Source organism: Pseudomonas sp. SC3(2021), from assembly GCF_019856535.1.
Taxonomy (GTDB): Bacteria; Pseudomonadota; Gammaproteobacteria; order Pseudomonadales; family Pseudomonadaceae; genus Aquipseudomonas; species Aquipseudomonas monsensis.
Genome location: NZ_CP082236.1, coordinates 3,967,939 through 3,993,944 on the forward strand (window position 1 = coordinate 3,967,939; position 26,006 = coordinate 3,993,944).

Genomic DNA, 26,006 nt, shown 5'->3' on the forward strand with positions numbered 1-26,006 from the left:
TGCTCAAAGCACTTTAACGGCTCTGCCGATGGCCTGAATCGGTCCGGTCGGTTTGCCGATCGGCGAGCCGTTGGCGCCTTCGAGGGTGAGTTCGAACAGTTGGTTCGGTTGCAGCGGCGGCAGTTTGTCCAGCGGCACCTTCAATGCCTGCCCCGGTTTGACCAGTCCCAGCGACACCGGCCCTTGCCAGCCGTCAGCTTTGGTCCAGAACTCCAGCGCCTTGTCCGCCGGCACTTCGACCACTCCCAGCGGAATCAACTGGATCTCCCGTGCATTGTTCGCCTGGATCACCCAGCCTGGCGCCTTGTCCTGCGGGGCGACCAGTACCACCAGATAGCTTGGTTTCGGCGCGGTATGGGTCACCAACAACGTCCCCAGGATCAGCGTCGCGGCCAGCCCGGCGGCGCTCAGACTCCGCCACAACGGCAGCAGATTCCACCACGAAGGACGCGCCGGCTCAGGTGCCTTGCGCGAGAGTCGCTCGACACTGCGTTCGATGCGTGGCCACAAGTGCGGCGAGGGCGGATGCGTTCCGGCCAGGTCCGTCAGGTCCAGCAATCGCCGCTCCCAGGCATCCACCGCGGCTTGCAGTTCGGGCTCGTTGCGCAAGCGCTGTTGCACCGCTTCGCGCTCCGGCGCTGACAGGGTGCCGAGCACGTATTCGCTGGCCAGTTCATCAAGTTGCTGCGCCGATTCAGTCGTCATCCCATGCACTCCCGCAACGCATTGAGGCTGCGTTTGATCCAGGCTTTGACGGTGCCCAGTGGCGTGTCGAGACGGGTGGCGATCTGCGCGTGGCTGTAGCCGTCGACGTAGGCATGCAGGATGCAACTGCGCCGTTGTGGTTCCAGTTGTTCCAGACAGCGGTGGATGCGCGCCGAATGCGCGTGGGCGTCGAAACCGTCCTCATCCACAGCCACTTCGTGAGCTTCGTCAAAGGGCGTTTCCCGGCCCTGATCACGTAACAGATTCAGCGCCAGATGCCGGGTCACGCTGAACATCCAGCCACGTGCCGAACCACGCGCCGGATCAAATCCCGCCGCGCCGTTCCAGATCTTGATGAATGCCTCATGAACAATGTCCTCCGCCAGCGCCGTGTCGCGCACCAGCCGTTTGGCCACACCGAGCAGGCGTGGGCCTTCCTGCACATACAAATCGTGCAGGGCCAGGCGCTCGCCTCGGGCACAGGCAGCGAGGCGGGCTTCGTAATCGAAAACGGATTCGGCTAAAGGCATGTCGTGCAATCTAGCTCACATTCCGCAAACATCCACACAACTCCATTTCCTTTTGCAGGAGTGAGCCTGCTCGCGACAGCGGTGCGTCAGTGAAGCCTGTGTTGGCTGACACTCCGCTGTCGCGAGCAAGCTCACTCCTACAGGGGATTTGCGATGAGTCAGGAAATCAGTTCGCCGCCCAGAAGATGTAATCCGCCTGATATTTCACCACTTCCTGCTTGCCCTTGTTCGCCGCCGTGCATTCACTGCCCGGTGCCACGCCACCCTTGAGCGCGACCCGCTGGATGTAGCTGACGCCGCTCATCGCGCCTTTGCCCTCGGCCGGGTTGGCCTTGACCAGTTGATAAGGCAGGTTGCCCGGACTCGACGGCGCCACGGCCAATTGCGTACCGGTGACTTTCGAACCGTCCTTGGCCTGCCAGGTGGCGGGTGGGCCGAAGTAGGTGCCGACTTGCTTGCCGCTGCGATCATTGAGCACCGCTTTGGGGCCGACAAAGGTCCACTCGGTCTGCCCGGCGGCATTGGGTTTGTCGCGGCATTCGTAGGTGATCTCGCCGACACCGGTGGTTTCCATTGCGACTTTGTGGCCATCCGGGACTTTGATGCTGTCCGGCAGGCCGCTTTGGGCGAAAGCGCCGGCGGAGGCTGCGAGCAAACCGGTGAAGCAAATCAGCTGTGTGGTGTTCATCAGTGTGTTCTCCGAAAAGGGTAGATCGCTGGCAGCCATCAGTGGCTGTTACAGGGACTACCCGTGGCGGAGACGTTTGGATGCAGTGGCTGAAAAAATATTTTTCTGGATCACCTCTATACCTGTGGGAGCTGGCTTGCCACCGATGGCGTCGTGTCAGCCAACATCGTTTTCTCTGATACACCGCAATCGCTGGCAAGCCAGCTCCCACAGGGTTCCTTATTGGGTTTGAGGCCGGAGGCGTTCAGCAACTCCTGGGTGTAAGGATGTTGCGGCGCGGCGAAGATCTCCCGCGACGATCCTTGCTCGACCACCTTGCCGTCCTTGATCACGATCAAGTCATGGGCCAGTGCGTGCACCACTGCCAGGTCATGGCTGATGAACAGATAGGTCAGACCATGCCTGATCTGCAATAGCCGCAATAACTCCACCACCTGCTTCTGCACCGTGCGATCCAGCGCCGAGGTCGGTTCATCGAGCAGAATCAGCGCCGGCTCAAGCACCAAGGCGCGCGCGATGGAAATGCGCTGGCGCTGGCCACCGGAAAACTCGTGGGGGTAACGATGGCGGCTTTGCGGGTCGAGGCCGACCTCCTCGAGCACGCGAATCACCGCCGCTTCGCGCTCGGCCGCAGTGCCGATACCGTGGGTCAGCAGGCCTTCGGCAATGATCTGCTGCACCGACATCCGAGGGCTGAGGCTGCCGAACGGATCCTGGAACACCACTTGAATCTGCCGCCGCAACGGTCGCATCAAGCGTTGATTGAGCAGGCTCAGCTGTTTGTTGCCGAAACGGATACTGCCCTCCGATTCCACCAGGCGCAGGATCGCCTGACCCAACGTCGACTTGCCCGAACCCGACTCACCGACAATGCCCAGGGTCTTGCCGCGTTGCAGGGTGAAACTCACGCCATCCACGGCTTTGATGTAATCCTGCTGGCGACTGAACAACCCTTTGGGCAACGGGAACCAGACCTTCAGATCGTCGACCTCAAGCAAGTTGTGATCGTACTCACTCGGCACCGGCGCACCGCTGGGTTCAGCCTCGATCAACAAACGGCTGTAAGGATGCTGCGGCGCCCGAAACAGCGCTGCGCAATCGGCCTGTTCGACGATCTCGCCATGGCGCATCACGCACACCCGTTGAGCGATGCGCCGCACCAGATTGAGGTCGTGGCTGATCAGCAACAGCGACATGCCGAGGCGCTGCTGCAGCTCGATCAGCAATTCGAGAATCTTCTGCTGCACGGTCACGTCGAGCGCCGTGGTCGGTTCATCGGCGATCAACAACTGCGGCTCGTTGGCCAGCGCCATGGCGATCATCACCCGTTGCCGCTGACCGCCGGAGAGCTGATGCGGATAGGCTTTCAAGCGCTGCAGGGGCTGGCGAATACCGACCAGCTCCAGCAGCTCCAGCGTTCGTGCGCGAGCGGCGCGGCCCTTGAGGCCTTTGTGAATTTCCAACACTTCGCTGACCTGCTTTTCCACGGTGTGCAGCGGGTTCAGCGAAGTCATCGGCTCCTGGAAAATCATCGCGATCCGGTTGCCGCGCAAACCGCGCATCTGCTGCTCGCTGGCCTGCAACAAGTCCATGCCGTGGTAGCGGATCGAGCCGCTGCTGCTGACATTCTTGCCCGGCAACAAGCGCAGGATCGAATGCGCCGTTACCGACTTGCCCGAGCCGGATTCGCCGACCAGTGCCAGGCATTCGCCACGGCGAATATCGAGGTTCACACCATGCACCACTTGCTGCCCGGCGAAGGCGACGCGCAGGTCGCGGATTTCAATCAGGTTGTCGTTCATGTCAGCTCCGGGGATCGAATGCGTCACGGCAGGCCTCACCGATAAACACCAGCAACGAAAGAATCAGCGCCAGCGCGAAAAACGCCGTCAGCCCCAGCCATGGCGCTTGCAGATTGCGCTTGGCCTGGCCGATCAGTTCGCCCAGCGATGCGCTGCCCGCCGGCATGCCGAAGCCGAGAAAATCCAGTGCGGTCAGGGTGGCGATGGCACCGGTGAGAATGAACGGCAGGTAGGTGAGGGTGGAGGTCATCGCGTTGGGCAGAATGTGCCGGCACATCAGTGCGGTGTCAGTCAGGCCCAAGGCCCGTGCGGCTTTGACGTATTCCAGATTGCGTCCGCGAAGGAATTCGGCCCGTACTACATCCACCAGTGCCAGCCAGGAAAACAGCGCCATGATCCCCAGCAACCACCAGAAACTCGGCGAGACGAAACCGGACAGGATGATCAACAGATACAGCACCGGTAGCCCCGACCATATCTCCAATAGCCGCTGCCCGAGCAAGTCGACCCAACCGCCGTAATAACCCTGCAATGCCCCGGCGACGATGCCGACCAACGCACTGATGCCGGTGAGGATCAGTGCAAACAGAATCGAAATCCGTGTGCCGAAAATCACCCGCGCCAGGACGTCCCGTGCCTGATCGTCGGTGCCCAGCCAGTTGCTCGCCGAGGGTGGGCTCGGTGCCGGCTCGTCGAGGTCGTAGTTGACCGTGTCGTAGCTGAACGGAATCGGCGGGAACAGCATCCAGCCGCCCTGATCCTCGATCAGCCGGTGTACGTAGACGCTGGCGTAATCCGGCTGGAACGGCAGTTCGCCGCCGAAATCGGTTTCCAGGTAATCGCTGAGAATCGGGAAATAGAAGGCGTCGTGATAGCGGATCACCAAGGGTTTGTCATTGGCAATCAGCTCACCGCCGAGGCAGACCAGGCACAGGCCGATAAACAGCCACAGCGACCAGCGTCCACGCCGGTTGGCCTTGAATTGCGCAATGCGGCGTTGGCCCAGAGGGGAAAGTGTGAACATCAGGCAGTCCTCGCCGAGAAGTCGATGCGCGGGTCGAGCAGGGTGTAGCAGAGGTCGCCGATCAGCTTGATCAGCAGGCCGAACAGGGTGAACAGAAACAGCGCGCCGAACACCACCGGATAATCACGCGACACCGCCGCTTCGTAGCTCATGCGCCCGAGGCCATCGAGGTTGAAAATGGTTTCGATCAGCAAGGAGCCGGCGAAAAACACCTCGATCAACGCCGACGGCACACCGGCCACCACCAGCAGCATCGCGTTGCGAAACACATGGCCGTAAAGCACGCGGCGCTCGGTCAGACCCTTGGCCCGCGCAGTGATCACGTACTGGCGGCTGATTTCGTTGAGGAAGCTGTTTTTGGTCAGGATGGTCAGCGTGGCGAAGCCGCCGATCACCAGCGCCGTCACCGGCAATACCAGATGCCAGAGGTAATCGCCGACTTTGCCGAGGGGGCTGAGGCTGTCGAAGTTGTCCGAGACCAGGCCCTGCACCGGAAACCAGTTGACGTAACTGCCACCGGCAAACACCACGATCAACAGAATCGCGAACAGAAACGCCGGCATCGCGTAGCCGATGATGATCGCCGTGCTGCTCCAGACATCGAAGGCGCTGCCGTTGGTGATTGCTTTGCGAATGCCCAGCGGGATTGAAATCAGGTAGGTGATCAAGGTTGCCCACAAGCCCAGCGACAGCGACACCGGTAATTTCTGCGCGATCAGGTCGGTGACCTTGGCGCCACGAAAGAAACTGCTGCCCAGATCCAGCTGCGCGTAGTTTTTCAGCATCAGCCACAGGCGTTCGTGCATCGGTTTGTCGAAGCCGTAGTGGTGTTTGATTTCTTCGATCAGCGCCGGGTCGAGGCCACGGCTGCTGCGCCCGGCACCGCCCGTCGCGGCCACTTCGCCACCGCCGCCCATGCTGTGTCCGCCGAAGCCTTGCAGGCGCGCAATGGCTTGTTCCACCGGGCCACCCGGTGCGGCCTGCACAATGAGGAAATTGACCACCAGAATGCACAGCAGCGTGGGGATGATCAGCAGCAAACGCCTACTCAGATAACGCAGCATGTCACTGACCCCCCGCGAGCCGGGTGTGCATCTGTTGCGTGGTCAACGGCTTGGCCGAGACCTCCCACCAGGTGTTGAGGCCTTCGTCGTATGCCGGTTGCACAGACGGCATGCCGAAACGGTTCTGATACACCGTCGGCGTGCCTTTGGAGTAGTAGTTGGGAATCATGTAGTAACCCCATTGCAGCACCCGGTCGAGGGCGCGGGCGTAATGCACCATGGCTTCGCGAGTGTTGGCCTGGACCAGCCCGTCGATCAGTCGATCGACCGCCGGGTTGGCCAGCACCATTGAGTTGGAACTGCCGACCTGTGTGGCACTTTGCGAGGCGTACAGGTTGTACAACTCACGGCCGGGAGAGACGATCGGATCGCCGCTGCGCGGGAAAGCGGCGACGATCATGTCGTAGTCCCGGGCGTTGAGGCGGTTGATGTATTGCGCCGAGTCGATCCGGCGCAAATTCAGGGTGATGCCGATCTGCGCGAGGCTGCGCTTGAACGGCAGCAGCATGCGGTCGAAGCCGCCCTGACCGTCGAGAAACGTGAATTCCAAAGGCTCGCCGGCAGCGTTGACCAGCCGATTGTGTTGCGGTGTCCAGCCGGCCTCGGCGAGCAATTTCAACGCTTGCAGTTGCTTGTCGCGGATGTAGCCGCTGCCATCGGTTTTCGGTGCCTGATAGACCTCGGTGAAGACCTCGTCGGGGATCTGCCCGCGCAGCGGTTCGAGGATCTTCAACTCGTTGGCATCAGGTAGCGCGGTGGCGGCCATTTCACTCTTTGGCCAGAAGCTGTTCTGGCGCACGTAGAAGCCGCGCATCATCTGCTTGTTAGTCCACTCGAAATCCCACAGCAGGCTGATGGCCTGACGCACGCGACGATCCTGGAAAATCGGGTTTTGCAGGTTGAACACGAAGCCCTGCGCCGCCGTCGGTTTGTCCGGGGCAAGGATCGACTGCTGCAAGCGACCGTCACGCAATGCCGGGCTGTCATAGCCGACCACATAACCGGACGAGGAAAATTCGCGGTTGTAGTCGAAGGCGCCGGCCTGCAACAACTGACGGGCGACGTCAGTGTCGCCGTAAAAATTCACCGTCAGGGTGTCGAAGTTGTACATGCCGCGACTGACCGGCAGGTCTTTGCCCCACCAGTCCGGATCGCGTTCGAAACTGATGCTGCGCCCGGCATCGACCTTGCTCACGCGGTACGGGCCGCTGCCCAGCGGCGGCTCGAAACCGCCGCCATTGGCAAAGTCGCGGGTTTGCCACCAGTGTTCGGGCAGCACGCGCATCGTCGCCAGGTCCAGTGCCAACGTGCGGTTGAGATTGTTCTTGAAAGTGAAGCGCACCTGCCGCGGGCCTTCGATCAGCACGTCCTGCACGTCGGCGTATTGCTGGCGATAGCTGAGGCTGCCCTTGGTCATCAGCAGGTTGAAGGTGTAGCGCACGTCCTCGGCGGTGATCGGCGTGCCGTCGGCGAAGCGTGCCTTTGGATTGAGGGTGAAGCGTACCCAGAGTCCCTCGGGATCGCGTTCCATTTGTTGCGCGACCAGTCCGTAAACGGTGTAGGGCTCGTCCAGCGAACGGAACGCCAGCGGCGCATACACCCAGTCGTTGACCTGCACCACGGAAATGCCCTGATCGGCATACGGGGTGATGTAGTTGTATTGACCGATTTCCATCGACGCCCGGCTCAGCGAACCGCCCTTGGGCGCCTTGGGATCGACGAAATCGAAATGCTCGAAGTTCGCCGGATACTTCGGCGCTTCGCCGTACACCGTCAGCGCATAACTGCCGCCGGCCAGCGCCGAAGTGCCGGTGCATAGCAGCGCACTGCCGAGCAGCAGGCCAGCCATGTTGCGCAAAAAACTCATGAAGTCACTCCTGAAAATCCCTGAAGAAGCCCGAATCCCTGTGGGAGCGAGCTTGCTCGCGAATGCGGTATGTCAGCGAAGGATGTGTTGACTGATACGACGCCTTCGCGAACAAGCTCGCTCCCACACTGGGGTTGTGGTATTTCCGGTCAGAAGTGATACGTCATGCGCGCAAACAAGGTACGGCCCAGCGGGTCGGTGTAGCGCGGGTCATAGCCGCTCTGGAAGTTGTAGGCCTGGTTGGAGAACGGCGGGTTGCGGTCGAACACGTTTTTCATCCCGGCATCGACGTCCAGCACCTTGTCGAAGGTGTAGCCGGCCGACAGGTCCCACACCGAATACGACGCCACGCGTGCATGGGTTTCACGGTCGTAGTCGTTGTAGCCGGTGGTGAAGCGGTTGGTCAGCGACGCCCGCGCCGCGCCGAAGGTCCAGCTGCCGGTGAGGTTGTGTTTCCAGCGGGCAATCACGCCGTCACCCTGGAAGTCGCCGACCTTGTCGGTGAACGGGCCTTTGATGGTGCTCTGGAAGTCGTACTCGTCAACATAGGTGCCTTGCAGGCCCAGGCCGAACTGGCCGTACGGCGTATTCGGGAAGCGATAGTCCAGCGACACGTCGACCCCGTTGGTTTCGACGATGCCGAGGTTGGCGTTGCCAGTGACGATGTAGTTGAGCGTGCCGTCGGCATTGCGCACGAAGCGGTCCTGATAGGCACCGGCCTGATCAAACACGGTGGATTCCGGGAACGGCTGGATCTGGTTGGAAATGTGAATCCACCAGAAATCCAGGCCCACCGACAGGTTGTTCACCGGTTGATAAACGAAGCCCAGGGTGACGTTGCGGGCTTTCTCCGGCGCCAGATCCTCATTGCCGCCGATCTGGTTGAGGAACTGCTGACCGCAATCGCGCCCGCCGTTGCCGCCCGGTTGCACTACGCCGCCGGTACACAGCACCGGGTCGTTGTAGTAGCCCTGGGTGAAGGTGATGCTGCGCGGTGAATAGAGCTCGTACAGCGACGGCGCACGGAAACCTTCGCTGTAGGCACCACGTACCACCAGCTCTTTCAACGGCTGGTAACGGAACGAGTATTTCGGGTTGGTGGTGCTGCCGAAGTCGCTGTATTTGTCGTGACGCACAGCGGCGGACAGTTCGAGGCTATCGAGCACCGGCACGTTGATTTCGGCGTACGCGGCTTTCACGCTGCGGTCGCCTTCGACGCTGCCGTTCGGGTCGATGCCGAGGCTCTGGATATCGCCGGCAAACTGCTCGAAGTCCTGGTGGAATTTCTCTTTGCGGTACTCGCCACCCAGCGCCAGGCCGGAAGGACCGGCGCCGAACCAGTCACCGATTTCGCGGCTGATCCGGCCGTCGAACCCGGCCACGCGGCCGACAGCCGTGGTGTAGGCGCCGTGGTACGCCGCCGCGTCGATGTACTGCTGGCCGGCAGCGGATTGCGGGCCGAACGGGTTGAGCAGGCCGCTGGCCAGACCATTGATCATCGCCTGGTCGCTGACATAACCGCTGGTGACGCTGGAGACGATTTTGTTCTGGTTGTACGAGGCGCCGACGTTGTAATCCCAGCCGCCGACCAGACCGTCGAAGCTGAGCAAGAAGCGCTGGCTGGTGTTCTGGTCTTTCGATTCGCGGGGGCCAGCGGCGGTTTCGCGCCAGTTGACGTCCACCGGTTGCGTCGGGTCGAGGGCGAAACCGGTGGGCGCCGGGGTGATGCCGTTGCCTGGGTAGTAGGGCGATGAGGCGTCCAGGCTCAGGCCGGTGAGCGGAGCCGGGCCGACCGCCGTGGCGTTGTTGTTGCGCGACCAGAAGTATTCGAGGTTGACGTTGTGGTCGTCCGCCAGCTTGCCGGTGGTCTTGCCGAAGAACGAAGTCTTTTCGGTTTGCGGAATCAGGTCGATGTATTCGCGGGTGCTGAAGCGGCACAAACCGTCGCGGGCCACCAGGTTGGGGCCGTTGCAATTGCTGTTGGCCAGTGGGTTGGTGGCGTTGCCGTTCTGGCTGTAGTTGCCGGGGAATGCAGTGCCGGAGGTCTGGTCCAGGCCGCGGCCGGGCACGTAGTCGCGGGCAAAGGAGCGGTCGTTGGCGTCGAGGTTCTGCTGCTTGTTGTAGTTGAACACGCCGAGCACGTTGAAGCGGTCCTGCTCCAGATCGCCGTAACCCCAACTGGCGCTCATGTCTTTGGTAGCGCCACCGCCGCTGTGGGTCGGGGTTTCGCCGCCGAGGGTCAACTGGCCGTCGGTCATGGATTTCTTGGTGATAAAGTTGATCACGCCGCCGATGGCGTCGGTGCCGTACAGGGCTGACGCGCCGTCGCGCAGGACTTCCACGCGTTCGATGGCGGCAAACGGGATCATGTTCAGATCCACCGCGCCACCGGCCGAGTTGGTGCCGGACAAGGCGTTGTTAGCCAGGCGTCGACCGTTGAGCAGCACCAGCGTCTTGTTCGCGCCAATGCCGCGCATGTCGGCAAACGACGCGCCGCCGGTGGCCGCGCCGACCGAGCCGGCGCTGTTGTTGATCGACTGGCTGCCGGTGATGCGCTGCACCAGTTCGGCGGAGGTGGTCACGCCTTGTTTGCGCAGTTCATCGGCCTTGAGAATGGTGATCGGCACCGCCGTCTCGGCATCGACCCGGCGAATCGCCGAACCGGTCACTTCCACCCGTTGCAGTTGCGTGGTCGGCGCAGCCACCGTCGCCGCAGCCGGTACGGCAGCATTGTCGTCCTCGGCGGCTTGCACGGTGCCGGCGCCCATCCCCATGGCCACCAGATACAACGGAACAAAACGGTGACGAGAAATCGTTGCCACCAAAGGTTTGAGCGTGAAGCGTGGAGTGTTCATCAGCATGGTTGTTTCCGACTTTGTTAGACGTTATCGAATTGGCCTTGTGAGCCCCTCATTGCTCCGCTTTCGGTGATACCGCGTGCGGAAAACCACTTTCTTCAAGCAAGCCGATCCCCTCCGAAGACGCTTTGCGTTTTTCGGTCGGCTGATTGCGACGGGAGGCGGTCCGCGGTGTCGGGCGCGTTTTTTAACGCGCGCCCGACACCGCACTCAGTGGGTGGTCATCACCGATATTTTGGTAATGCCCGAGCGTTCGATGGACGCCATGGCCTTGGCCACCTGGCCGTAATTGACGGCGGAGTCGGCCTGCAGCTGCACGCGGACTTCGCTGTCCTTGGCCTTGACCTCCTTGAGGCTGGCCTCCAGCGATTCCGGCGCCAGTTCAGTCTTGGCCAGATAGAACTTGCCGTCCTGATCGACGCTGACCACCACCGGATCCTTCTTTTCGGCGGGGGCGACGGCGTCGGTTTTCGGCAAATTGACTTTGATCGCGTTGGTCATCAGCGGTGCGGTGACGATGAACACCACCAGCAGCACGAGCATCACGTCCACCAGCGGCGTGACGTTCATTTCGCTGAGCACTTCATCGCTGTCTTGAGTGGAAAAGGACATCAGCTGGCCTCCCGCACGGCGGCTGTGGTTTTGCTGGCGATGGCCTGGCGGCTGATGGAAAACGCGCTGCGCGAGGCGAGGGCGTCGAAGTCGTGGGCGAAGTCGTCCATGTCCGCCGAGGCGAGCTTGAGGCGACGCAGGAAGAAGTTGTAAATCAGCACCGCCGGCACCGCGACGGCGATGCCGACGCCGGTGGCGATCAGTGCGTGACCGATCGGGCCGGCGACCGCTTCAAGGCTGGCCGAACCGGTTTCGCCGATGCTTTGCAGGGCTTCCATGATGCCCCACACGGTGCCGAACAACCCAATGAACGGCGCGGTGCTGCCGATACTGGCGAGGATCGCCTGACCGTTTTCCAGCGAGCGGCGCTCCTTCTGGATCTGCTGGCGCAGGTTGCGTTCCAGGCGATCCGAGCGATTGATGGTGTGCGCCAATTGCTGGGTGGTGCGCGGCGAATCCTCCACCAGCAGGGCTTCGAAACCGCTGCTGGCGATGCGCGCCAGCGAGCCCGGGTACTGGCTGGCGTGCTCGGCGGCGGTGAGCAGGTCCGGCGCGCCCCAGAAGGCTTTGCTGAACTGTTTGTTCTGGGCTTTCTGGCGCAGGTATTGCGCCGACTTGACCAGCAGGATCGCCCAGCTGACCACGGAAAACAGCACCAGCCCCCAGAGCACACCGGGGACAATCATCGAAGACAGAGAAGGGTTCATGGCTACACCTCGCTTGCATTAAGTCGGTTGTGAGTTCGTCGGGTTGTGCCGTTATTGCGGCAATTTGAAATCAATGGTCTGGGTGGCGAAGCCGTCGATCGGCGTGTCACCGCGTTTGGCCGGAATAAACTTCCAGTTCTTCACCGCCGCGACGGCCGCGTCATCCAGTTGCGGCTTGCCGCTGGACTTGGTCACCGTCACCGAGCCGGCGCGTCCGTTGGCCAGTACCTGAATGCGCAACACCACGCTGCCTTCCCAATTGCGCCGCAGCGCCAGCGACGGGTATTCCGGCGGCGGGTTGCCGAGGCTGGCGAGGCCGGAAATCGCCGCGGACTCTTTCACCGGCGCGGGCGCGGCGGCAGGTGCTGGTGGCGCGTTCGGGGTCGCCGGTGCTGCGGGAGCGGCCGGTTGAGCCGGGGCGGGGGGCGCTTTCGGCGGCTCGGCCTTTTTCAGCGGTTTCGGCTTCTCGACCGGTTTCGGTTTTTCGATCGGCTTGGGTTTCTCCACCGGTTTCGGCGGTGGCTTGACCGCGTCTTCGTCCTCCACCGGTTGTTCAGGTTCCGGCGGTGGTGGAGGAGGCGGTGGTGGTTCCGGGGTGGGCGGTGCCGGTGGAGTCGGGCTGGTCAGCTCGACAGTCATTTCCGGAATCTGCGGCGGGGTCGGCAGTGGCTCGGGCCGGGTCTGCTGGAGAAACCACCAGGCGCCGCCGTGTATCAGCGCCGATACCGCCACCAGCAACAGCATCTGCTGTTTATTCAACCCGCCGGGCTGCGAGGTGTTGGCTTTAAAGGCCGGCCCGCCCAACGCCGGCGGGAGTGGCGCTTCCCGTAATGGCCCCGGCAGGGTTTTGTGCTTTACCGCATCGTTCATTAAAGCTCCCTCGGGTTGATGAAGGGCAATAAGGTGCCGTCCGAACATATGGGTGATGTTCGAGTGGGTGGGTGTAACTTTCTTCTAGGTGCGCGCAGGCCGATAGTTGAACTATCTATTAATAGGCTTGTGCAGGCTTACTGGCTTAGTGTCATCGACTTTTTATGTTCATTAGCCGTTCCCTGGTGTTGTTTTATCTAGGGCCTGCCGAGCCTTCGGCAGCTCCTGCAGATGTTGCGTTCGAAGTTCGTTTTGCAACCGCTGTGCCAAATATTGCTGAAATGTAGAGCGGTTATTTCACCACTGTTACCCATGTCGCATTTATATAAGTTTTATCGGTTGTCCCGTTTTTCTTTAGTGCAGAGTTGTCCACGGCCCCGAATGCCGGGGCTTTTTTACAGGCGAGTCAGACCGCGCGCAGTATCAGGCCGATTAGCGAGATAGAGCAGCTGAACTCGGGTCCGTCAGGGCGCTTGATGGTGCGCGGCGGACTGATTTGGTGCGGGTCAATGTATTAGCGGGTCACAGGCCGTATTCCTTGTTCTTGTTGATTTGAAATGTATGCTTCAACTATTTGTTAGTTATGGTTGCGAGCGCATTTTTGGTGCAATTAAAAATATTCAAGTTATTGTTCGACAATCCTGCTGTCGAGCATTCATGTAGCGCTTGCGCAATAACTTCATGGGTTATATTTAAAAAATAAATAGTGCCGTGGCGCACGCGCAATCAATGCCGCCAACGCAGTGCATGACGCTGGGGTTCAGGTAATAAAGTAAATGTATGGGTGGCCGGAGCTGTTCCGGCTAACTCGGCTTTGCGCCAATGGATACCAACGGGACGTGATGCGGCAATACGTTTGAAGATTCACGCGGTGAACTCCTTGTTGCCAGCTCGGATACACGAACTTTTGGTTCGGTATCGCACCTTACAAGAACGCGGATAGCGTTCGATGATTGCTCTTGGTGCGGGATGGGCACCGCCAGCGCTGTTTTGCGAGGTTTGAATTCGCAAGTCGCGAATGCATGGGAAAACCGTGCCAAAACCGATACACAGACAGATTTTTTCTACACCCACGCTACAGCCATCTACCCTGTGGCAATGGTCTTTTCGGGGGGATTGGATATGTACCAGCTCTACGGGCACAGAAACTCAGGCGCAGCCGCCATCGAAGCGGCGCTGGAACTGTGCCAGATCGCTTACCGTTTCATTGATATCGAAGCCAGCACCGAAGCCGCCGAGGCGTTGGCCCAGCTCAATCCACTCAAGCAGATACCGACCTTGCAACTGCCTGACGGCAGTGTCATCACCGAGAGCGCGGCGATCCTGATTCATCTGGGCCTGACGTTTCCCAAGTCCGGTTTGCTGCCGGCCCAGGCAGAGGATCGTGATCAGGCGATTCGCGGCCTGGTCTACATCGTCAGCAATTGCTACGCGGCGATCGGTGTCATCGACTACCCCGAGCGCTGGCTGCTGATGCCCGACGAAGCCTCGCGGCAGAACCTGGTGGCTGGCGCACGTGAGCGTTTGCATTGGAGTTGGGAGGTGTTTGCCGACCAGTTTTCCGCCGAGTTGTACCTGGATGACGAAACGCCCGGCGCGCTGGATGTGCTGGCGGCGGTGGTCACACGCTGGGCCGGCAGCCGCGAGCATTTGCGTCAGACGCGACCGGGGTTTTATGCGTGGTTGCAGCGGATTGATCGACATCCAGTGCTGGCGCCGGTATTCGCCCGGCATTGGCCTTCTTGAACACACCACAAAACCAAATGCAGGAGTGAGCCTGCTCGCGATAGCGGTCTGTCAGATAAAAACAAGGTGACTGACAGACCGCTATCGCGAGCAGGCTCACTCCTACAGGGGGCTTCGGGGATTATTCCCCGCGAATGTACTGCTCCAGTTGCCTGATCAGCTCGGCCTGTTCGGCAATGGCTTCCTTGACCAGGTCACCGATCGACAGCAAGCCGATCAGCTTGCCGTTCTCCACCACCGGCAAATGGCGCAGGCGTTTGTCGGACATGATGCCCAGGCAGGTGTCGACGGTTTGATGGGTGTCCACGGTGATCACGTTCGCCACCATGATGTCGCGCACCGGTGTGCCCACCGACGAGCGTCCATGCAGCACCAGTTTGCGCGCGTAATCGCGTTCACTGATGATGCCGACCACTTTGTCGTCTTCGACCACCAGCAGGGCGCCGACGTTTTTCTCGGCCATCTTCATCAGCGCTTCGAGCACCATGTGATCAGGCTTGATCTGATGCACTTCCTGATTTTTCTGATCTTTGAGCTTGAGCAGTTGGGCGACGGTCTTCATGGCGGTTACTCAGGTGTTGTCGTTGTTATTCAAGCATCGTAGACGCAAGCGCGCAGGGCAAGGTGGCAAAGCGGCAGATAGCACGCAAAAAACGTCATATGCGGAAAAAATCCCCATTTAGTGTTGTGAAGTGCAAACCCACAAGGTTCTTCCATGCCAGCGGAGCGTAGAATGCGGCTCTGTTTCAATTCCTGAGGTCGCAGTGGTGGATTTACAGCAGGGTTTCGTTCTGACCCGGCATTGGCGCGATACCCCGGCGGGCACTGAAGTCGAATTCTGGCTGGCAACCGACGCCGGGCCGCGCCGCGTGCGGTTGGCGCCGCAGACCTCGGTGGCGTTTATCCCTGCCGCACAGCGCGAAGCGGCCGAGCGCCTGCTGCACGACGAAAAGCACGTGGAACTGCGCCCGCTGGCTCTGCAGGATTTCGAACATCGCCCGGTGCTCGGCCTGTATTGCCAGCAACACGGCCAGTTGATGCGCCTGGAAACCGCGCTCAGCCGCGCCGGCGTCGACGTGTTCGAAGCTGACGTGCGCCCGCCGGAACGCTACCTGATGGAGCGTTTCATCACGGCGCCGGTGCTGTTCAGTGGCACGCCCGATGCTGACGGCGTCTTGCTCGACGCCCACCTCAAACCCGACCCGACATACCGGCCGAACCTGCGCCTGGTCTCGCTGGACATCGAAACCACGGAAACCGGCGAGCTGTATTCCATCGCCCTCGAAGGCTGCGGCCAGCGGCAGGTGTACATGCTCGGCGCGCCCAACGGTGATGCGAGCAGCGTCGATTTCGACCTTGAATACTGCGACTCACGCACCGTCATCCTGAAAAAACTCAACGACTGGTTTGCCCGCCACGACCCTGACGCAATCATCGGCTGGAACGTCGTGCAGTTCGATCTGCGCATTCTCCACGAGCACGCGCGGCGTCTTGGCGTGCCGCTGAAAATCGGCCGTGGCGGTGAAGAGATGCAATGGCGCGAACACGGCAGCCGCAACCATTATTTCGCTGCGGCGGCGGGGCGGCTGATCATCGATGGCATCGAATCCCTGCGCTCGGCGACCTGGAGTTTCCCCTCGTTCAGCCTGGAAAACGTCGCGCAAACCCTGCTCGGCGAAGGCAAGTCGATCGACAATCCGTACCAGCGCATGGACGAAATCAACCGCATGTTCGCCGAGGACAAACCGGCGCTGGCCAAATACAACCTCAAGGACTGCGAACTGGTCACACGGATCTTTGCCAAGACCGAGCTGCTGACGTTTTTGCTCGAACGCGCCAGTGTTACCGGGTTGCCGGCGGATCGCAGCGGCGGCTCGGTGGCGGCGTTCACCCATTTGTATATGCCGCTGATGCACCGCCAGGGTTTCGTCGCGCCCAATCTGGGCACCAACCCGCCGCAGGCCAGCCCCGGCGGTTTCGTCATGGATTCGCAACCGGGGCTGTATGAGTCGGTGCTGGTGCTCGACTACAAGAGCCTGTACCCGTCGATCATCCGTACTTTTCTGATCGACCCGGTGGGGCTGATCGAAGGCCTGCAGCATCCGGACGATACCGATTCGGTGCCGGGTTTCCGTGGCGCCCGCTTCTCGCGTACCCGGCATTGCCTGCCGTCCATCGTTGCGCGCGTGGCCGAAGGGCGCGAGACCGCCAAGCGCGAGCACAATGCGCCGCTGTCGCAGGCGCTGAAAATCATCATGAACGCCTTCTACGGCGTGCTCGGTTCCAGCGGTTGCCGGTTTTTCGATACGCGGCTGGCGTCGTCGATCACCCTGCGCGGCCACGAAATCATGCTGCGCACCCGCCAGCTGATTGAAGCGCAGGGCCACGCGGTGATCTACGGCGACACCGATTCGACCTTTGTCTGGCTGCGTCGCCCGCATGGCCAGGAAGAAGCGGCGAAAATCGGCCACGCGCTGGTCAAGCACGTCAACGACTGGTGGCGTGCCCATGTGCGTGATGAATACGGCCTGGAAAGTGCTCTCGAACTGCAATTCGAAATTCATTACAAGCGCTTCCTGATGCCGACCATTCGGGGGGCGGAGGAGGGCAGCAAGAAGCGCTACGCCGGCCTGGTGAGCCGCGCCGACGGCAGTGAGGAAATGGTCTACAAAGGCCTGGAAACCGTGCGCACCGACTGGTCGCTGCTGGCCCGGCAGTTCCAGCAGGAACTGTATGAGCGCATCTTCCAGCGCAAGCCCTATCAGGATTACGTGCGCGACTACGTGCGCAAAACCCTTGCCGGAGCGTTCGATGATCGGCTGGTCTACCGCAAGCGCCTGCGGCGTACCCTCGATGACTACGAGCGCAACGTGCCACCGCATGTGCGCGCCGCCCGGCTGGCCGATGAATACAACGCCGGGCACGGTCGCCCACGGCAGTATCAAAACGGCGGCTGGATCAGTTACGTGATCACCCTGGCCGGGCCGGAGCCGCTGGAAGTGCGCCGTGCCGCGATCGACTACGACCACTACATCACCCGCCAGCTGCAACCGGTGGCGGACGCGATCCTGCCGTTTGTCGACGACGATTTCTCAACCCTGATCGGGGGGCAACTGGGCCTGTTTTGAGTCCAGCAGTTGCAGGGTCCATTCGTCGAGGATGCCGTGGAAGTAGCGTTCGAGTGCCTGATTGAACGGACAGTCCTCAGCGCTGAACTGCGCAAACAGAGTCATCGAGGAGTGAAATTTCAGGTCATCGGGGTGGCCGAAAATTTCGGCAATCGAGCGCTGATGCACCTTCAGCACCAACTGCGTACAGGTTCGCAGCCGCGCGCCGAGCAGGTCGTGGGCCAGATAGGCCTGTGCTTCCTCGGCAGACTGAATGGCGAAGCGTCGGGACATCTCGCTGCCTCCCAGACCGGCGAGCTGCGGGAACACAAACCACATCCAGTGGCTGCGTTTGCGGCCCTCGTCGAGTTCGCGTTGGACCCGTTCGAACACCGGGTCCTGGGCCTGGACGAAACGTTGCAGGTGGAACGGGTCGTACTGATCAGTGCTTCTCATGACGAAGCCCTCGCCAGCGGCCAGCGACTCAGACCATCGCCAGCCGCTGCTTGCGTTGTGGCGCCTTGAATACCTCGTCCAGCGCCGCCAGATCCCCGGCCTCCAGTTGCAGCTGCGCCGCTTGTGCATTAAGTTGCACGTGTTCCGGGCGGACAGCCTTGGGAATCGCAATCACACCATCCTGACGCAGAATCCACGCCAGCGAAACCTGCGCCGGGGTCACGCCGTGACGAGCGGCAACCGTGTTCAGCACCGGCTCGGCGAGCATCGCACCAGCCTGACCGATCGGGCAGTAGGCCATCAGCGGCATGCGCTGTTGCTGCGACCACGGCAGCAGGTCGAATTCGATGCCGCGCTCTTCGAGGTTGTACAGCACCTGATTGGTGGCGCAGGCCGGACTGGACAGTTCTTCGAGGTCGTCGACATCGAAATTCGACACGCCCCAACGGCCGATCTTGCCGTCCGCGCGCAGACGTTCGAAGGCTTCGACGGTTTCTTCCAGTGGGTACTGGCCGCGCCAATGCAGCAGATAGAGGTCGATGTAATCGGTGCCGAGCCGCCGCAGGCTGCGCTCGCACGCCTGGGGGATACCTGTGCGACTGGCGTTGTGCGGGTAGACCTTGCTGACCAGAAATACCCGGTCGCGCAGGCCGGCGATGGCTTGGCCGACGACTGTTTCGGCACCGCCCTCGGCGTACATTTCTGCGGTGTCGATCAGGGTCATGCCCAGTTCGATACCTTGGCGCAACGCGGCCACTTCACGCGTGTGCGCCGCACGGTCTTCGCCCATGTGCCAGGTGCCCTGGCCAATCACTGGAACCTGCACGCCTGCGAGTTCGAGGGTACGCATGCCAACCTCCTGTGCTGATGGTCGATACCTTAGTGGGCAGCAGGATAGCGCAGGGGTTCCATGGGGTTCAAAAGCAAGAGCTCGCAGCCTGTACTTGTCATTTCGCTCTCTTTCTTTATTCCTCTACCCGTACAAGTGCGCAAGAAGTTGCGCAGTGCTTTGCCTGTTTCCAGCCGGTAAGTCTCTGCAGGCCACGTAGATCGTTACTCATGACAAAATGCAGGCGCATCACCTCATCCCCGAGGAAGTATGGGGACGGCTAGCCAGTTTCTTCTCGGATATAGGGATGGGTGGAGAGCGGGATAAGAAAGAAAACGGTTTGTTGATGCCCGACAGTGCGGATCAGGCCAAGAAAACCAAGCGCGTTTTTTACCATTGCGGATCGCATGGTAAGGTCTATAGCCCGATGGTTAACAACATGGTAACGACCGTCAGGAGCAAATATGAGGCTGGTGTCATCGACGAAGCACAGGCGCGAACTCAGATATCCGCGATACAGACAAGATTAAGAGCAAGCCTTTCGGTGCCTGGCACAAAACAACGCCGACTTAGATAGGCAAGGAGAAGGGTTTATGGAATATTACGTGCTTTCTCAAAAGGAAGAACCTGGTTGCCCGGCTGGCTTCTTACAGGCAGATCTCTACGATAAGTTTTACTCAGATACCAAAGGTGTCGAGCATGGCTTTTTTCCTTGGTATGCGGAGAAAATCCATTACAAAACACACACGCCCTATCCAGAAGGTATGGTGCTTATTTCTAAAGATAAGTTCTATGATTTCGATATACGCAGTGTGGCGCGTTTCTACATAGTCAGTGATGATTTCATGTCTGTTTGTAGCGAGCTGGACGTAGGTGTTACTGACGCTGTGCCTATTCAAGTGGTTTCCAAAGGTGGGGAAACTATTTCATCAAAAAGCTACAATGCCGTACTTTTTGAAGAGTTGGATGCGCGCTCGGAGACTGATCCTGCTTCTACTTTCATAGAAGAGGATGGGTTGATTTTCAGGTTCAAAAAATTGGTATTACCTCCCGACTTCAAGCGTGATCTGTTCAAATTCAAGGGGTTGATTTCAGGAAGTAATACACTTATTTGCTCGCGCATATTCAAAGAGCTTGCAAAAGATATTAAAGGCGTAAATTTTACGCCTTTGGAAAGCGTGCTTTGGTCGGCTATCAAGCCAATTTGAATGTGAAAGGTTGACGCAGTTGCAATCACCAGTGAATTCCGCGCGGCTTGCTGACGGATTGCGAGCCTTCGTGAAGGTCAAGCAGTTCGTCATTGCGATCAACCCGCGTGATTCTCAACGGGCGAAAAATTCATCACCGATACCCATTGGTAAGAAGACATTTGGATGCCTGAGTAACTTGGTCAAAGGAGTGACAACATGAAAGACGCCATTCGCTTGGGCGACTCCACAACCCATGGTGGCAAGGTGCTCGAAGCCTTCTCCCGAACCGACCTCAACGGCAAGCCCATCGCCGGGCTTGGTCACAAAGTCAGCTGTCCTCTGTGCAAAGGCATTTTTCCGATAGCTGAAGGTAGTAGCACCTACACCGTCGACGGCACGCCTATCGCGCTGGACGGCATGAAGACCGCCTGCGGGGCCGCGCTGATTGCCAGTGGCCCGAAAGGAGCGGTGGTCAGTTGAGTTCGCGAGGGTGAGCTCTTCGTTCGCCCTCATGAATACCGCAAGTAAACAACCTGGCTTCATCCATTAAAGGAATAAACATGAAGAACACCGCTTTGATCCTCGCACTGATCGCCGCTATCGGCACTGTCAATGTCGCTCACGCAGAAGAGCTGGATGCCGCTACGTTGAAAGGGATGTACGACACTGGGCGCAACATGTCCGGGCTGATTAACCATTGCGTGGACAAGGGCTTCCTGAAAGCTGAAAGCACAGTGAACGCCAATAAAATGGTGGCGTATGTTGCCGGTGTTCCAGGTCAGATGGACAAAAGCGATGGCGACAAGAATGAGGCCCATGGTCGTAAGGGGGAGGTGTTTGCCGATGGTGAATACAAAAGCCTGGAGGCCAATCTGCCGCCGAGTCTGACGCTCAAGCAATGGTGCGCGCAGGCGGATCAAGGCATGCGCCAGGGATTGGAGCGTGTGGGTCTGTAATCCATTGATTGTTCCCACGCTCTGCGTGGGAACAATCAGCGTTGGAGGTTATTTAGCGGAGAACTTCAGCACCACGCTCTGCGTATAAGCCTGCCCCGGATCAAGCCGAATACTCGGGAAATTCGGCTGATTCGGCGAATCCGGATAGTGCTGTGTCTCCAGGGTAAACGCGCCCCAGTGCGGATAGACCTTGCCACCCTTGCCCTTGACCGTGCCGTCGAGGAAGTTACTGGTGTAGAACTGTACGCCAGGTTCCGTGGTGAACAACTGCAGAACGCGACCGGACTGCGGGTCACTCACCTCAGTGGCGACTTTACTGATATCGCCCTTGGTATCCAGCGCCCAGTTGAAATCAAACCCACCCTGTTTTGGCTCGGCAAATTTCAGCTGCGGATGATCAGCCTTGATGTGCGTACCGATCGCGGTTGGTTTGCTGAAATCCATCGGCGTGCCCGCCACGGGGGCCAGTTCGCCGGTCGGGATCAGCTTGGCGGTGACCGGGGTGTAATGACTGGCGTGCAAGGTCGCGACCTGTTTGAGAATGTCGCCATTGCCGGCGCCGGCGAGATTGAAGTAGCTGTGGTTGGTCAGGTTGAGCACGGTCGGCTTGTCGGTGCTGGCCTTGTAGTCGATGCGCAGTTCGTTGTTGTCGGTGAGGCGATAGGTCACCTCGGTGGTGAGGTTGCCGGGGAAACCCATTTCACCGTCCGCCGACAGATAAGTCAGGGTCACGCCCACTGAATCCTTGTCCCGGGTTTCCTGCGCCTGCCAGACCTTCTTGTCGAAGCCCAGCGGGCCACCGTGCAGCGCGTTGGTCTTGTCGTTTTGCGGCACTTGATAGCGTTTGCCGTCAAGTTCGAACGTGCCGTCAGCCAGGCGATTGCCGAAGCGCCCGATGGTCGCACCGAAGTACGCAGTGCCTTTCTGATAGCCCTGCACATCGTCGAAACCAAGCACCACATCGTCGAACTTGCCGTGCTTGTCGGCGACTTTCAGCGATTGCAGGGTCGCGCCGTAGGTGATGACGGTGGCTTGCATACCGTGGCTGTTGCGCAAGATGTATTGCTCGACGGGCGTGCCGTCATTGGTTTTGCCGAAAGCCTTGTGTTCAGCGCTGAGGCCGGCTGCGTTAGCGGAAAGGGTGGCGATCATCAGGGACAGTCCGAGGCCGGATAACAGGTGACGTGATTGAAGCATGGTAGACCTTCCTTTTTTGTTGTTGTTTTCAAATGGCGGATGACCCTGTGCAGGTGTCATCGCCATTAGTCATTCTAATTGAGGTTAAACAGAAGATTTATAGTTGATTGGTCGGTTATTTCAATAATAAAGACAGACTAATTGCCGGGAGGGACAGTGCCGAAGGTCGGCTGGTGACGCGCATCACTGCACTTTTGCACAATCAGCGGCTCTATCCATGGCCAGGATGCGGCGACGCCCGCCGCTCAGGAATGTGTCTGTTCGAGTATTCATGCCGAGAGTTTTTTATCCGATCACTGCGTTTTTTCGTCGCCCATGCCTGCTGCTGGTCTGCCTGTCGTCGCTGATGTTCAGCGGTTGCAGTCATCAGGACGGCAACGGTTTCTTCCATCAGATGCGTGAAGGTCAGCCGCAGGAATTTCTGCAGACCAGTGTCGACCGCATGGCGACCCTGGCAATGCGCGACAACCTCAACAGCCTTTATCGCCTGATGGGCAAGTTGTACCTGCGCAACCCGGAAGAGCTGCGCAAGTCCGGGTTTCTCGACATCAACACCGCCGTCAAACAGGTGCGGCTGGCCATTGAGCAGCAGCAACCGTTGCCGGTGCTCGGCAATCGCAAGGATCTGGCGGCGCTGAGCTATGCGATGAGCCCGGAGTTTCTCGGCGACCGGGTCGGCGCGTTCATCTATGCGATCGGCAGCATGCTGGTCACCGCCCATGGCAATCGCACTGAGTTCTACATGACCGACGCGATCAATCCGACGTTCGTTCACAATGCTGCGCGCAATATCGAAAAAGCTACGTGGATTTTGTCTCAGCGGCAGAACAAGGAAGGTCAGCCGCTGCTGTTTTCCAATGAGATCTCGGAGGAGGGCACCAATCTGAGTTTCGCCACCGAATTCAGCAAGATCGTTGCGCGCCTGGATTTGCTCACGCAGATGCTCGATGAGCGGTATCGGCGGATCGGACTTAATTACGCGCAGAGTTTGCTGTTCCTGAATTTCCTGCCGGTGCAGTGAGTTCGGCGCGGTGATGGCAATCAATGCAGCACAACACCTGAGGCAGCTGGCTTGCCAGCGATTGTGGCGTGTCAGGCAACGGAACAGCTGACTGATACGACCTCATCGCGAGCAAGCCCGCTGCCACAGGTTCCTGCGTCGAGGTCGATATGGCATAACCATAGACCGCATTGATATATGTGGTTATAAGAAAAATCGCTATGCTGCGGGCCAGATTTTTCCTGTCGTTTTTCTGGACGTCTTAATGGAATTGGCAAATTTCGGCCTGGTGATTGCCGGGCTGGTGGTGGGTTTTATTGTCGGCATGACCGGTGTCGGCGGTGGTTCGTTGATGACGCCGATCCTGCTGTGGTTCGGCATCAACCCGGCAACGGCGGTGGGCACTGACCTGTTGTACGCGGCCATTACCAAATCCAGCGGCGTCCTCGTTCACCGCAAGAACAAAAACATCGACTGGGCCATCACCGGCTGGCTGACCCTCGGCAGCGTGCCGGCGGTGGCCATGACCTTGTGGTTTCTCAGCACCCTGCACACCGCCCCTGAGGCGATGAACGCGATCATCAAGCAAGCGCTGGGCTACGTGCTGTTCGCCACGGCGTTAGCGATTCTGTTCAAGAAACGCTTGCTGGAATTTGCCCACAAACGCGCGGGCGGCAACTACAACCCGAACGGTGTGCGCCTGAACGTGATGACGGTGATCACCGGTCTGATCCTCGGCACCATGGTCGCCTTGACCTCGATCGGCGCTGGCGCCCTCGGCACGGTCGCGTTGTTCATTCTCTATCCGCTGCTGCCGACCCGGCGTCTGGTCGGCACCGAAATCGCCCACGCCGTACCGCTGACCCTGGTCGCCGGCCTTGGCCACGCGAGCATGGGCAACATGGATTGGGGCGTGCTGGGCTTCCTGCTGATGGGCTCGCTGCCGGGCATCTGGCTCGGCAGCCACCTGACCGGGCGCATTTCCGATGAAGTGCTGCGCCCGTGCCTGGCGACCATGCTGTTGTTGATCGGCTACAAGCTGGCGTTCTGAACCGGCCATGCCTGAAACCACCGTCCATTGCGAAGGTCGTCTCGCCATCACCGTTGAGCCGCGTGAGATGCGCATGAGCCATTGGCTGTATGCGCCGCGGGTAGTCGATGTGCAGCGTCAGCGAGTGCTGCTGGATCTGAGTGAGAGTCTGTGGGATTTGCTCGGTACCGCCGATGAGGCTGCCGATAGCATCGTGCTGGTGCTGCGCAAGTACCCGGGCGATCGGGCGTCGGTGATGCTGAGCGTTGAACTCGACAGTGGTGAACTCAAGCTCGGCGGACAACCCGTCGCCCCTTCGCAATTACTCTCGGCGCTCGATTCAATCCTCGCCTGATGCTGCACTAACCTTGCTCCCTCACCACAAGGTTAGTGTTTGATCACGTACTTCATGACCGTCACCGGCAGGTCGTCGTACACCAGTTCCTCTATCACCTCCCAACCCAGCTGCGCATACAGCGATTGCGCCGCGTCGGTGTACAGATACAACTGCGACACGCCGAGCGCCGCCGCTTCATCGACGATCCTGCTGACCAATTGCGATGCGACCCCGCGTCCCCGATCCTCAGCCTTCACATAAACCCCTGCCAGCCACGGCGTCAGTTGCGGGCGGATCTTCATGTCGCTGTCGATCAGCAGCGCACCACCGAGCAATCTGCCATCCTCGATGGCCACCACCACGCTGGGAATCGCACCCTTGCCGCAGGCTGCGCGCATCCGTTCGGTGCGGGCCTCAAGGGTATCGCCGGGGCGGAACTCGCCCCATTCCTTGAAATTGAGTTCGGCCAGTTCTTCAATCAGATGCGGGTGATCGCACAGGTAGTCGATGTACATACGCAGAACTCCTTTTCGTCGGTGAACAGCCACCCTAATGCGGTCATCAAAGGTAATCAAATCCACGTCACGATTGCGCGCAGCTGGTTGCGCAATGTCGTGGCTGTCCTAAGCTTCTGACAAGGCGAAACATATTTGCCGGGCGTGCCCGGAACAATCGCCACGATGCGCAATCATTAGAGCGTGGATATCAAAAGGAGATGCGCATGCTCATCAGGTCATTGACCCTGACACTCTTGCTGGCGATTGCCGGCCCCTTGTTCGCCGCAGATAACGATTCGCCCATCGCCGGGGATATGGGCAGATCCCGACCATTGATCGTGATTGCCTCCAGCACCGTCGATCCGGTATGGGTAGGCCTGAAAAAGTCGCTGGAAGATCCCGCGAACAAGAAGGGCATCGCCGACCGCAATATCAAGGTCTACACCATCCTCAATATGGCCGGTCAACTCGACGGCAAGGACCTCGGCCAGCAGGACACCATGGCCTTGTTGCGCTCGCTGAAGCTGGGCGCTGGGGCTTATCCGAAAGTGTTCCTGTTGGGCAAGGACGGCGAGACCAAGCTCTCGGCCTCGGGCGATGAAGCAAAATCGGTGGACCTGAAGAAAATCTTCGACACGGTCGATGCACTGCCAGCCACCGAGAAGGACATCGCCCCACCGTCTGTGGCGACGCCCCCCGCGACTACCGAACCGGCCACGACGAAAGGCGCCAAAAACGCCAAGCCGACCAAACCGGCCAAGCCACCTGAAATGCCGGATGATTGATGAGTAGCACCCTGTGGGAGCGGGCTTGCCCGCGAAGAGGTCCGTACAGTCGACATCGGCTTTGACTGACAAGGCGCCTTTGCTGGAACTGGAAAATGGGCGACCTGTGCAGGTCGCCCATTTTTTATTGCCTGGTACAAAGCCCGTGG

General features: G+C 59.7%; 26 protein-coding genes. 10 read left to right on the forward strand and 16 right to left on the reverse strand.

The window, feature by feature from the left end:
• Positions 1-3 precede the first annotated feature (3 nt).
• The 11 genes from K5Y35_RS17750 to K5Y35_RS17800 form a co-directional block, all read right to left on the reverse strand.
• A complete protein-coding gene (locus K5Y35_RS17750; protein WP_222832498.1) occupies positions 4-705 on the reverse strand; it encodes an anti-sigma factor domain-containing protein in 702 nt (233 codons plus the stop codon).
• Positions 702-1,235, reverse strand: a complete 534-nt coding sequence (locus K5Y35_RS17755) for a sigma-70 family RNA polymerase sigma factor (protein ID WP_123462244.1) — start codon at positions 1,233-1,235, stop codon at positions 702-704. The genes K5Y35_RS17750 and K5Y35_RS17755 overlap by 4 nt, the downstream gene beginning before the upstream one ends.
• Before the next feature lie 166 nt (positions 1,236-1,401).
• A complete protein-coding gene (locus tag K5Y35_RS17760; protein WP_128616392.1) occupies positions 1,402-1,923 on the reverse strand; it encodes a DUF3455 domain-containing protein in 522 nt (173 codons plus the stop codon).
• Between the two features lie 116 nt (positions 1,924-2,039).
• Positions 2,040-3,725: an ABC transporter ATP-binding protein gene (locus K5Y35_RS17765; RefSeq protein ID WP_222832499.1), complete on the reverse strand. Its 1,686-nt coding sequence runs from the start codon at positions 3,723-3,725 to the stop codon at positions 2,040-2,042.
• 1 nt (position 3,726) lies between these two features.
• Complete coding sequence (locus K5Y35_RS17770; RefSeq protein WP_222832500.1) at positions 3,727-4,749, reverse strand: ABC transporter permease; 1,023 nt, start codon at positions 4,747-4,749, stop codon at positions 3,727-3,729.
• On the reverse strand, positions 4,749-5,813 hold the full coding sequence (locus tag K5Y35_RS17775) for a microcin C ABC transporter permease YejB (protein ID WP_123462253.1): 1,065 nt from the start codon (positions 5,811-5,813) through the stop codon (positions 4,749-4,751). The genes K5Y35_RS17770 and K5Y35_RS17775 overlap by 1 nt, the downstream gene beginning before the upstream one ends.
• 1 nt (position 5,814) lies before the next feature.
• Entirely contained in the window at positions 5,815-7,680 is a 1,866-nt protein-coding gene (locus tag K5Y35_RS17780) for an extracellular solute-binding protein (protein WP_222832501.1), read from the reverse strand.
• Positions 7,681-7,829: 149 nt separating this feature from the next.
• The gene (locus K5Y35_RS17785; RefSeq protein ID WP_222832502.1) at positions 7,830-10,541 is read right to left on the reverse strand and encodes a TonB-dependent receptor; all 2,712 of its coding nucleotides are present in this window, start codon (positions 10,539-10,541) and stop codon (positions 7,830-7,832) included.
• 207 nt (positions 10,542-10,748) lie between these two features.
• Positions 10,749-11,150 (reverse strand): ExbD/TolR family protein, encoded by a 402-nt coding sequence (locus tag K5Y35_RS17790; protein WP_093433931.1) that lies wholly within the window; start codon positions 11,148-11,150, stop codon positions 10,749-10,751.
• The gene (locus tag K5Y35_RS17795) at positions 11,150-11,857 is read right to left on the reverse strand and encodes a MotA/TolQ/ExbB proton channel family protein (RefSeq protein WP_123462257.1); all 708 of its coding nucleotides are present in this window, start codon (positions 11,855-11,857) and stop codon (positions 11,150-11,152) included. The genes K5Y35_RS17790 and K5Y35_RS17795 overlap by 1 nt, the downstream gene beginning before the upstream one ends.
• Positions 11,858-11,908: 51 nt before the next feature.
• Entirely contained in the window at positions 11,909-12,727 is an 819-nt protein-coding gene (locus tag K5Y35_RS17800; protein ID WP_222832503.1) for an energy transducer TonB, read from the reverse strand.
• A 1,122-nt stretch (positions 12,728-13,849) separates the two neighbouring features.
• Between K5Y35_RS17800 and K5Y35_RS17805 the strand changes: the two genes are divergently transcribed.
• A complete protein-coding gene (locus tag K5Y35_RS17805) occupies positions 13,850-14,473 on the forward strand; it encodes a glutathione S-transferase (protein WP_128615666.1) in 624 nt (207 codons plus the stop codon).
• Between the two features lie 121 nt (positions 14,474-14,594).
• Here the strand turns inward: K5Y35_RS17805 and K5Y35_RS17810 are convergent, their stop codons facing one another.
• Positions 14,595-15,035 (reverse strand): CBS domain-containing protein, encoded by a 441-nt coding sequence (locus K5Y35_RS17810; RefSeq protein WP_123462262.1) that lies wholly within the window; start codon positions 15,033-15,035, stop codon positions 14,595-14,597.
• A 205-nt stretch (positions 15,036-15,240) separates the two neighbouring features.
• Between K5Y35_RS17810 and K5Y35_RS17815 the strand changes: the two genes are divergently transcribed.
• A complete protein-coding gene (locus K5Y35_RS17815) occupies positions 15,241-17,601 on the forward strand; it encodes a DNA polymerase II (protein ID WP_222832504.1) in 2,361 nt (786 codons plus the stop codon).
• On the opposite strand, the gene K5Y35_RS17820 is transcribed toward K5Y35_RS17815, so the two are convergent.
• Both K5Y35_RS17820 and K5Y35_RS17825 read right to left on the reverse strand, forming a co-directional pair.
• Complete coding sequence (locus K5Y35_RS17820) at positions 17,566-18,036, reverse strand: DUF1810 domain-containing protein (RefSeq protein WP_123462266.1); 471 nt, start codon at positions 18,034-18,036, stop codon at positions 17,566-17,568. The genes K5Y35_RS17815 and K5Y35_RS17820 overlap by 36 nt on opposite strands.
• 28 nt (positions 18,037-18,064) lie before the next feature.
• Complete coding sequence (locus K5Y35_RS17825; protein WP_222832505.1) at positions 18,065-18,886, reverse strand: aldo/keto reductase; 822 nt, start codon at positions 18,884-18,886, stop codon at positions 18,065-18,067.
• A gap of 217 nt (positions 18,887-19,103) precedes the next feature.
• Here K5Y35_RS17825 and K5Y35_RS28295 point away from each other — a divergent pair, with 217 nt between their 5' ends.
• The 4 genes from K5Y35_RS28295 to K5Y35_RS17845 all read left to right on the forward strand — a co-directional run bounded on the left by K5Y35_RS28295 (position 19,104) and on the right by K5Y35_RS17845 (position 21,011).
• Complete coding sequence (locus tag K5Y35_RS28295) at positions 19,104-19,442, forward strand: AHH domain-containing protein (protein ID WP_222832506.1); 339 nt, start codon at positions 19,104-19,106, stop codon at positions 19,440-19,442.
• Between the two features lie 16 nt (positions 19,443-19,458).
• Positions 19,459-20,073, forward strand: a complete 615-nt coding sequence (locus K5Y35_RS17835; protein WP_123462274.1) for an Imm43 family immunity protein — start codon at positions 19,459-19,461, stop codon at positions 20,071-20,073.
• Between the two features lie 198 nt (positions 20,074-20,271).
• Complete coding sequence (locus K5Y35_RS17840) at positions 20,272-20,535, forward strand: PAAR domain-containing protein (protein WP_123462276.1); 264 nt, start codon at positions 20,272-20,274, stop codon at positions 20,533-20,535.
• A gap of 80 nt (positions 20,536-20,615) precedes the next feature.
• Positions 20,616-21,011, forward strand: coding sequence for a hypothetical protein (locus K5Y35_RS17845; RefSeq protein ID WP_123462278.1), 396 nt, complete (start codon positions 20,616-20,618; stop codon positions 21,009-21,011).
• A 48-nt stretch (positions 21,012-21,059) separates the two neighbouring features.
• Here K5Y35_RS17845 and K5Y35_RS17850 read toward each other — a convergent pair whose 3' ends face one another.
• The gene (locus K5Y35_RS17850) at positions 21,060-22,208 is read right to left on the reverse strand and encodes an aldose epimerase family protein (RefSeq protein WP_222832507.1); all 1,149 of its coding nucleotides are present in this window, start codon (positions 22,206-22,208) and stop codon (positions 21,060-21,062) included.
• A 271-nt stretch (positions 22,209-22,479) separates the two neighbouring features.
• Here K5Y35_RS17850 and K5Y35_RS17855 point away from each other — a divergent pair, with 271 nt between their 5' ends.
• The 3 genes from K5Y35_RS17855 (at position 22,480) to K5Y35_RS17865 (ending at position 24,593) form a co-directional block, all read left to right on the forward strand.
• Positions 22,480-23,229, forward strand: a complete 750-nt coding sequence (locus K5Y35_RS17855; protein ID WP_128615137.1) for a hypothetical protein — start codon at positions 22,480-22,482, stop codon at positions 23,227-23,229.
• A 244-nt stretch (positions 23,230-23,473) separates the two neighbouring features.
• On the forward strand, positions 23,474-24,259 hold the full coding sequence (locus K5Y35_RS17860; RefSeq protein ID WP_123462284.1) for a sulfite exporter TauE/SafE family protein: 786 nt from the start codon (positions 23,474-23,476) through the stop codon (positions 24,257-24,259).
• Positions 24,260-24,266: 7 nt separating this feature from the next.
• Complete coding sequence (locus K5Y35_RS17865) at positions 24,267-24,593, forward strand: hypothetical protein (RefSeq protein WP_123462286.1); 327 nt, start codon at positions 24,267-24,269, stop codon at positions 24,591-24,593.
• Positions 24,594-24,625: 32 nt separating this feature from the next.
• Here the strand turns inward: K5Y35_RS17865 and K5Y35_RS17870 are convergent, their stop codons facing one another.
• Positions 24,626-25,090: a GNAT family N-acetyltransferase gene (locus tag K5Y35_RS17870; RefSeq protein WP_186748119.1), complete on the reverse strand. Its 465-nt coding sequence runs from the start codon at positions 25,088-25,090 to the stop codon at positions 24,626-24,628.
• 206 nt (positions 25,091-25,296) lie between these two features.
• Between K5Y35_RS17870 and K5Y35_RS17875 the strand changes: the two genes are divergently transcribed.
• Positions 25,297-25,857, forward strand: a complete 561-nt coding sequence (locus K5Y35_RS17875; protein WP_123462288.1) for a DUF4174 domain-containing protein — start codon at positions 25,297-25,299, stop codon at positions 25,855-25,857.
• Positions 25,858-26,006 lie beyond the last annotated feature (149 nt).

Excerpts from the sequence above, each read along its gene's own strand:
- K5Y35_RS17805 (WP_128615666.1), top strand. The coding sequence starts at position 13,850 with ATGTACCAGCTCTACGGGCACAGAAACTCAGGCGCAGCCGCCATCGAA.
- K5Y35_RS17840 (WP_123462276.1), top strand. The coding sequence starts at position 20,272 with ATGAAAGACGCCATTCGCTTGGGCGACTCCACAACCCATGGTGGCAAG.
- K5Y35_RS17775 (WP_123462253.1), bottom strand. The coding sequence starts at position 5,813 with ATGCTGCGTTATCTGAGTAGGCGTTTGCTGCTGATCATCCCCACGCTG.
- K5Y35_RS17750 (WP_222832498.1), bottom strand. The coding sequence starts at position 705 with ATGACGACTGAATCGGCGCAGCAACTTGATGAACTGGCCAGCGAATAC.
- K5Y35_RS17870 (WP_186748119.1), bottom strand. The coding sequence starts at position 25,090 with ATGTACATCGACTACCTGTGCGATCACCCGCATCTGATTGAAGAACTG.
- K5Y35_RS17835 (WP_123462274.1), top strand. The coding sequence starts at position 19,459 with ATGGAATATTACGTGCTTTCTCAAAAGGAAGAACCTGGTTGCCCGGCT.
- K5Y35_RS17790 (WP_093433931.1), bottom strand. The coding sequence starts at position 11,150 with ATGTCCTTTTCCACTCAAGACAGCGATGAAGTGCTCAGCGAAATGAAC.
- K5Y35_RS17785 (WP_222832502.1), bottom strand. The coding sequence starts at position 10,541 with ATGCTGATGAACACTCCACGCTTCACGCTCAAACCTTTGGTGGCAACG.
- K5Y35_RS17780 (WP_222832501.1), bottom strand. The coding sequence starts at position 7,680 with ATGAGTTTTTTGCGCAACATGGCTGGCCTGCTGCTCGGCAGTGCGCTG.
- K5Y35_RS17865 (WP_123462286.1), top strand. The coding sequence starts at position 24,267 with ATGCCTGAAACCACCGTCCATTGCGAAGGTCGTCTCGCCATCACCGTT.
- K5Y35_RS17820 (WP_123462266.1), bottom strand. The coding sequence starts at position 18,036 with ATGAGAAGCACTGATCAGTACGACCCGTTCCACCTGCAACGTTTCGTC.
- K5Y35_RS17845 (WP_123462278.1), top strand. The coding sequence starts at position 20,616 with ATGAAGAACACCGCTTTGATCCTCGCACTGATCGCCGCTATCGGCACT.
- K5Y35_RS17755 (WP_123462244.1), bottom strand. The coding sequence starts at position 1,235 with ATGCCTTTAGCCGAATCCGTTTTCGATTACGAAGCCCGCCTCGCTGCC.
- K5Y35_RS17810 (WP_123462262.1), bottom strand. The coding sequence starts at position 15,035 with ATGAAGACCGTCGCCCAACTGCTCAAGCTCAAAGATCAGAAAAATCAG.
- K5Y35_RS17765 (WP_222832499.1), bottom strand. The coding sequence starts at position 3,725 with ATGAACGACAACCTGATTGAAATCCGCGACCTGCGCGTCGCCTTCGCC.
- K5Y35_RS17855 (WP_128615137.1), top strand. The coding sequence starts at position 22,480 with ATGCCGAGAGTTTTTTATCCGATCACTGCGTTTTTTCGTCGCCCATGC.
- K5Y35_RS28295 (WP_222832506.1), top strand. The coding sequence starts at position 19,104 with ATGCAGGCGCATCACCTCATCCCCGAGGAAGTATGGGGACGGCTAGCC.
- K5Y35_RS17860 (WP_123462284.1), top strand. The coding sequence starts at position 23,474 with ATGGAATTGGCAAATTTCGGCCTGGTGATTGCCGGGCTGGTGGTGGGT.
- K5Y35_RS17875 (WP_123462288.1), top strand. The coding sequence starts at position 25,297 with ATGCTCATCAGGTCATTGACCCTGACACTCTTGCTGGCGATTGCCGGC.
- K5Y35_RS17760 (WP_128616392.1), bottom strand. The coding sequence starts at position 1,923 with ATGAACACCACACAGCTGATTTGCTTCACCGGTTTGCTCGCAGCCTCC.
- K5Y35_RS17770 (WP_222832500.1), bottom strand. The coding sequence starts at position 4,749 with ATGTTCACACTTTCCCCTCTGGGCCAACGCCGCATTGCGCAATTCAAG.
- K5Y35_RS17800 (WP_222832503.1), bottom strand. The coding sequence starts at position 12,727 with ATGAACGATGCGGTAAAGCACAAAACCCTGCCGGGGCCATTACGGGAA.
- K5Y35_RS17850 (WP_222832507.1), bottom strand. The coding sequence starts at position 22,208 with ATGCTTCAATCACGTCACCTGTTATCCGGCCTCGGACTGTCCCTGATG.
- K5Y35_RS17795 (WP_123462257.1), bottom strand. The coding sequence starts at position 11,857 with ATGAACCCTTCTCTGTCTTCGATGATTGTCCCCGGTGTGCTCTGGGGG.
- K5Y35_RS17825 (WP_222832505.1), bottom strand. The coding sequence starts at position 18,886 with ATGCGTACCCTCGAACTCGCAGGCGTGCAGGTTCCAGTGATTGGCCAG.